Here is a 5,420-nt window from a genome sequence, read left to right as displayed (position 1 = left end):
CGCCTGCGCCGCCCTGGTCAACGCCCATCGCCGCGGCCTCGCCGCCCGCCGCGCCGAGATCGAGATGGACGGCGGCACCCTCACCCTCACCTGGCGCGACGACGGCCACGTGCTGATGGAAGGCCCCGTCGCCCTGGTCTTCGAGGGCGAGCTGGACGCGGCCATGCTCGCGCCATGAGCCTCGACATCCTCACCTTCGGCTGCCGCCTCAACGCCTTCGAGAGCGAGGTAATGCGCGGCCATGCCGAGGCCGCCGGGCTCGGCGACGCCGTCATCGTCAACACCTGCGCCGTCACCGCCGAGGCCGAGCGCCAGGCCCGCCAGGCCATCCGCCGCGCCCACCGCGCCGACCCCGCCGCGAAAATCATCGTCACCGGCTGCGCCGCCCAGATCGATCCGGCCGCCTGGTCGAGCATCGAGGGTGTCGCCCGCGTCCTCGGCAACGCCGAGAAGCTCACGCCCGAGGCCTGGCGGTCGGAAGCGCCGGTCCTCGTCGCCGACATCATGCAGCTCCGCCAGACCGCCGCCCACCTGATCGAGGGCTTCGGCACCCGCGCGCGCGCCTTCATCGAGGTGCAGCAGGGCTGCGATCACCGCTGCACCTTCTGCATCATCCCCTATGGCCGCGGCCCCTCGCGCTCGATCCCGCTCGGCGCCGTGGTCGAGCAGGTCCGCACCCTCGTCGCCAATGGCTACAACGAGGTGGTGCTCACCGGCGTCGACCTCACCTCCTACGGCGCCGACCTGCCCGGCGCGCCGAAACTCGGCCAGCTCTGCCGCCGCCTGCTCGCCGCCGTGCCGGACCTGCCGCGCCTGCGCCTCTCCTCGATCGACCCCGCCGAGATCGACGACGATCTCTGGCGCCTGCTCGAATCCGAGCCCCGCCTGATGCCGCATCTGCATCTCTCGGTGCAGGCCGGATCCGACCTCATCCTCAAGCGCATGAAGCGCCGCCATCTCCGCCACCACGTCATCGAGGCCGCCGCCCGCGCCCGCGCGCTCCGCCCCGACATCGCCCTCGGCGCCGACCTCATCGCCGGTTTCCCCACCGAAACCGAGGCGCATTTCGCCGAAACCCTCGCTTTGGTCGACGACGCCGGGCTCGACTATCTCCACGTCTTCCCCTTCTCCGCCCGCAAGGGCACGCCCGCCGCGCGCATCCCCGCTTTGCCGATGGCCGAGCGCCGCGCCCGCGCCGCCCGCCTGCGCGAGGCCGGCGCCCGCCGCGCCGAAGCCCGCTTCCGCGCCATGACCGGCACCACCGTCACCGCCCTGGCCGAGACCGAAACCGCCGGCCACACCGAAACCTTCGCGCCGATCCGCTTTTCCGCACCCGTCACCCCGGGCGCGCTCGTCACGGCGAGGATCACCGGCGCGGATGCCACCGGCGTGACCGCAGGAGCAGAATGATGGCGCTCGGCTTTCTCTCGCGCCTCAAATCCGGCCTCACCCGCAGCACCCAGAAGCTCGCCGCCGGCATCACCGACACCTTCACCAAGCGCAAGCTCGACGACGCGGCGCTGGAAGAGCTCGAAGACCTGCTCATCACCGCCGATCTCGGCCCCGCCGCCGCCGCCCGCGTCATCCGCGCCTTCCGCCGCACCCGCTTCGGCCAGGACGTTTCCGCTCCCGAAATCCGCGCGTCGCTGGCCGAGGAGGTGGCGAAAATCCTCGCCCCCGTCGCGCAGCCGCTCGCGATCGACCGGAGCAAAAACCCGTTCGTGATCCTGATGGTCGGCGTCAACGGCACCGGCAAGACCACCACGATCGGCAAGCTCGCCCAGTCCTATGCCGAGGCCGGCGCCAGACCCCTGCTCGTCGCCGGCGACACGTTCCGCGCCGCCGCGGTCGAACAGCTCCAGGTCTGGGGCGAGCGGACCGGCGCGCCGGTGATGACCGGCCCCGCCAACGCCGACCCCGCCGGCCTCGCCTTCGACGCCATCGCCCGCGCCCGGCGCGACGGGCACGACATCGTGCTGATCGACACCGCCGGCCGCCTGCACAACAAGGCCGCGCTGATGGAGGAGCTGCGCAAGATCATCCGCGTCATCCGCAAGCAGGACGAAACCGCCCCCCACGCCGTGCTGCTGACGCTCGACGCCACCACCGGCCAGAACGCCATCGCCCAGGTCGCCACCTTCAAGGAGATGGTCGATCTCACCGGCCTGATCGTCACCAAGCTCGACGGCTCGGCCCGCGCCGGCGTCGTCGTCGCCCTGGCCGAAACCGCCGCCCTGCCGATCCATGCCATCGGCGTCGGCGAACAGGCGGCCGATCTCCGCCCCTTCGACGCCACCGAATTCGCCCGCGCCCTCACCGGCGCCGACGCCGACCGCCCCGCCTGAAATCTTGCGCCGCCGCAGATCATCCGGAAACCCGACGATCCGCGCATTGCTGAATTTCAGCGGCGATTTGCAGACACCAAAAGGCGACCTGCCGTAGCGTGACGGCTCGCGCCGCCCCGCCTTACCAGTCGCGGCGTTGCCAGCGATGCCAGTGGTGCCAGTGGTGCCAGTGGTCATACGGCCGGTATCCGCCGTCATATCCCGCGCCGCGCCCATGCAACGGCGCATTGTCCGGCCGCGATCCGATGAAGCGCCGATAGGCAGAAATCCAGTCCCGCGCGATCATCCGCCGCGCCTCGTCCAGCCCCAGCCGGTGCGCGCAGACCAGCCGCGCCATCCGCGCCTCCAGCCGGTCCTTCGCATAGGACCCCCACTGCCCCCGCCCGAGATGCGGCTCCGGCCAGAGATTGTCCGGGCTGGTCGGCGAGCCGCCGAGCGCGAGCGGGATCAGGTGATATCCTCGTATTTCCAGGGTCGCGCATCGGCATAGCCATAGCGCCGGATCTGCGCCTTCTTCAGCGGCTCGGTATAGGACACCGGCGGCCGCACCGTCCGCGTCCAGCCGCGCCGGCAGATCGTGGCACCGATCGTCGCCTCGCGCACCGCGGGGTTGATCGCCCCCGGCGTCAGCGCCGGATCGGGCAGCGGCGAAGCCCCCCGCGCCGCCGCCACCCCACCGGCCAGCATCCAGGCCGCCGCGACCAGACCGATCCATCTCCTGTTCGAAATCATCTCTGGAACATAACGTGAACGAGTAAACATCAGGTTAACGCCGCCAGCCCCGCGCGCAATTTCGCCATCGCCCGCTCCAGCTTTTCCGGGCTCTGGGCGAAGCAGATCCGCAAATGCCCCTCGCCCGCCGCGCCGAACGCGATCCCCGGCGCCACCGCCACCTTGTGCGCGATGGCGAGGTGCCGCGCCAGTTCCAGGCTGTCCGCCACCCCCTCGATCCGCGCGAAGGCATAGAGCCCGGCCGGCGCCGCGCTGTAGCGCACGCGGTTGAGCCCGGCGAGCCCGGCGCCGACGATCGCCCGCCCCTCGGCGCAGAACGCCCGGAACCCGGCGACATAGTCCTCGCACTCCAGCGCCGCCCGCGCCGCCTCCTGCGCGAAGGGCGCCACGCCGGAATGCGTCGCCTCGATCAGCTCGCCCACCGCGTCCCGCTCGCCCTCCGGCAGCACCAGCCAGCCGACGCGGAATCCCGTCATCGCCCAGGTCTTCGACACCGAATTGGCGACGATCACCCGATCCTCCGGCCCCGCATGGTCCAGCGCCGAGGGCGCCGCCGCCCGCCCGTCGAAACTCAGCCGCGAATACACCTCGTCCGACAGCAGCCACACGCCCCGCCGCCGGCAGATCTCCAGGATGGCGACGATCTCCGCGTCGCTCGCCATCCACCCGGTCGGGTTGTTCGGCGAATTGAGGCAGAACACCCGCGCGCCGTCGAGGGCCGCGTCCAGCCGGTCGAGATCGAGGCGGAATCCGCCCGCCCCGTCCTCGTCCAGCGGCAGCCGCACCACCTCGGCCCGCCGCGCCAGCGCCGCCCCGGCGAGGTTCGGCCATTCCGGCTCGTGGATCACCACCTTGTCGCCCTGCCGCAAGATCGCGGTGAACGCGACGCCGATCGCCGCCATGCCCGAGGCGGTCACCGCGATCCGCGTCTCCGCCACCGGTTTCGCGTGCACCCGGCTCAGATAATCCGCCAGCGCGAGGCGGAGCGACAGCCGCCCCCGGCTGTCCACGTAATGCGTGTCCCCGGCCTCGACGGCGCGGATCAGCGCCGCCCGCGCCGCGTCCGGCGGCGCCCGGTCGGACTCGCCGAACGCCAGGTTGTCCACCGCCGGGTCGGCAAAGGCCAGCCGCCCGATATCGCCGATCTTCGATCGCGGAATCCGAATGATATCCATTGACCACCCTGAAAGGCGGCGTCAGCCCGCGCGCACCACGCCGCGTTCGGTCGCCACCGCATGAAGGCGCGCATCCTGCGGTCCCACCGGCACCTCGTCCACCTCCTGCGATGCATAGGCGCACCCCAGCCGGAACGCATCGGGCAGGCCGGCCAGCGTGCGGTCGTAATACCCCGCGCCATAGCCGAGCCGGTTGCCCCGCCGGTCGAAGGCCAGCAGCGGCACCAGCACGAAATCGGGCACGATCTCCTCGCCCTCGGGGTGCGAGGTGCCGAACCGCCCCGGCACCAGCGCCGCGCCGCGCCGCCAGCGCCGGAAGGTGAGCGGCAGGCCGCGCCTCGGCGTCACCGGCAGGCCGATCGCATGCCCCCGCGCCTCCAGCTCGGCCAGCAGCGGCCGGATGTCGATTTCCGCCCCGATCGGCCAGAACCCCGAAACCACCGCGCCGGCGGGCGGCGGGCACTGCTCCAGCACCACGGCGGCCAGGCGCGCGCCCAGTGCCGGGTCAAGCCCGTCGCGCCGGTCGAGGGCGGCCTGCCGCGCCGCCGCCTTGCGGGCGATGAGATCGAGCTCGGTCATGCTGTCGGGGAGAGGAGCAAAAGTGCGAAGCCGCCCTGGCCGTTGGCGTTGACATCCTCCCAGAGCCTGCGTGAGCAGGTGGGCGCCGGAAATACCGGAACCACGGTTCCGACAGAGCCAGCTCCCTGGGAGATACTTACTGGCCCCGGGGATGTGCTTGCCTGACGCACCGGGCAGCCTCGCCCCCGCAACTTAGGACTCCGCGAGGTCCGCCGCAATCTCCTCCGCGCGCGCGGCGACGCGCCGCAGCCTTGCGACATGCTCGGGGGAAACGCCGGTGGGCTTCGCCGCCCGCAACGCCTCGTGGGTGGCCCGCAGGTCGTGCAGCTCGTCGGCCAGCAGAAGTGCCGCCAGCACCAGCAGCCGCGCCTCGCCGGTCTGCTCGCCGATCGCCTTGATGCTGCTCACCCGGCGGTCGATCTCGGCGGCCATCGCCTGCAAGTGCCGCTCCTGCCCGTCCTCGCAGCTCACCGAATAGGAGAAGCCGTTGATGCGGATGTTCACGTTCGCCATGTCAGCCCTGCTCCACCCGGTCGGCCTCGTCGAGCGCCGCCCGCAGTTGCTCGATCATCCGGTCGAGCGCCGCGGC

The 5,420-nt window shown here is 71.9% G+C and carries 7 protein-coding genes, 1 other RNA gene and 1 pseudogene; 3 read left to right on the top strand and 6 right to left on the bottom strand.

Features of this window, described 5'->3' with window-relative positions; genetic code table 11:
• The 3 genes and pseudogenes from APM_RS22650 to ftsY form a co-directional block, all read left to right on the top strand.
• Positions 1-178 (top strand): annotated as a pseudogene (locus tag APM_RS22650) (diaminopimelate epimerase); the annotation flags it as partial.
• The gene (mtaB, locus tag APM_RS11420) at positions 175-1,410 is read left to right on the top strand and encodes a tRNA (N(6)-L-threonylcarbamoyladenosine(37)-C(2))-methylthiotransferase MtaB (protein ID WP_007423537.1); all 1,236 of its coding nucleotides are present in this window, start codon (positions 175-177) and stop codon (positions 1,408-1,410) included. The pseudogene APM_RS22650 and the gene mtaB, both read left to right, overlap by 4 nt.
• Positions 1,410-2,345 carry a signal recognition particle-docking protein FtsY gene (ftsY, locus tag APM_RS11415; protein WP_039888385.1) on the top strand — a complete coding sequence of 312 codons (936 nt, stop codon included), beginning with the start codon at positions 1,410-1,412 and terminating at the stop codon, positions 2,343-2,345. Before mtaB ends, ftsY begins: the two co-directional genes overlap by 1 nt.
• 121 nt (positions 2,346-2,466) lie before the next feature.
• Here ftsY and APM_RS19815 read toward each other — a convergent pair whose 3' ends face one another.
• From APM_RS19815 to APM_RS11395, 6 genes are all read right to left on the bottom strand, one after another.
• Positions 2,467-2,682: a hypothetical protein gene (locus APM_RS19815; RefSeq protein WP_050807187.1), complete on the bottom strand. Its 216-nt coding sequence runs from the start codon at positions 2,680-2,682 to the stop codon at positions 2,467-2,469.
• A 110-nt stretch (positions 2,683-2,792) separates the two neighbouring features.
• On the bottom strand, positions 2,793-3,077 hold the full coding sequence (locus APM_RS19810) for a hypothetical protein (RefSeq protein WP_050807186.1): 285 nt from the start codon (positions 3,075-3,077) through the stop codon (positions 2,793-2,795).
• A 29-nt stretch (positions 3,078-3,106) separates the two neighbouring features.
• A complete protein-coding gene (locus tag APM_RS11405; protein WP_007423533.1) occupies positions 3,107-4,252 on the bottom strand; it encodes an aminotransferase class I/II-fold pyridoxal phosphate-dependent enzyme in 1,146 nt (381 codons plus the stop codon).
• A gap of 21 nt (positions 4,253-4,273) precedes the next feature.
• Positions 4,274-4,831, bottom strand: a complete 558-nt coding sequence (locus APM_RS11400; protein WP_007423532.1) for a 5-formyltetrahydrofolate cyclo-ligase — start codon at positions 4,829-4,831, stop codon at positions 4,274-4,276.
• A 23-nt stretch (positions 4,832-4,854) separates the two neighbouring features.
• A non-coding RNA gene (gene ssrS, locus APM_RS20395) (6S RNA) lies at positions 4,855-5,014 on the bottom strand.
• Positions 5,015-5,023: 9 nt separating this feature from the next.
• The gene (locus APM_RS11395; RefSeq protein WP_007423531.1) at positions 5,024-5,344 is read right to left on the bottom strand and encodes a cell division protein ZapA; all 321 of its coding nucleotides are present in this window, start codon (positions 5,342-5,344) and stop codon (positions 5,024-5,026) included.
• Between the last annotated feature and the right edge of the window lie 76 nt (positions 5,345-5,420).

The sequence above is a fragment of the Acidiphilium sp. PM genome (assembly GCF_000219295.1).
GTDB classification, from domain to species: Bacteria; Pseudomonadota; Alphaproteobacteria; order Acetobacterales; family Acetobacteraceae; genus Acidiphilium; species Acidiphilium multivorum.
Note: the sequence above shows the minus strand (reverse complement) of the source record. Positions and strands in the feature narration are given on the sequence as shown.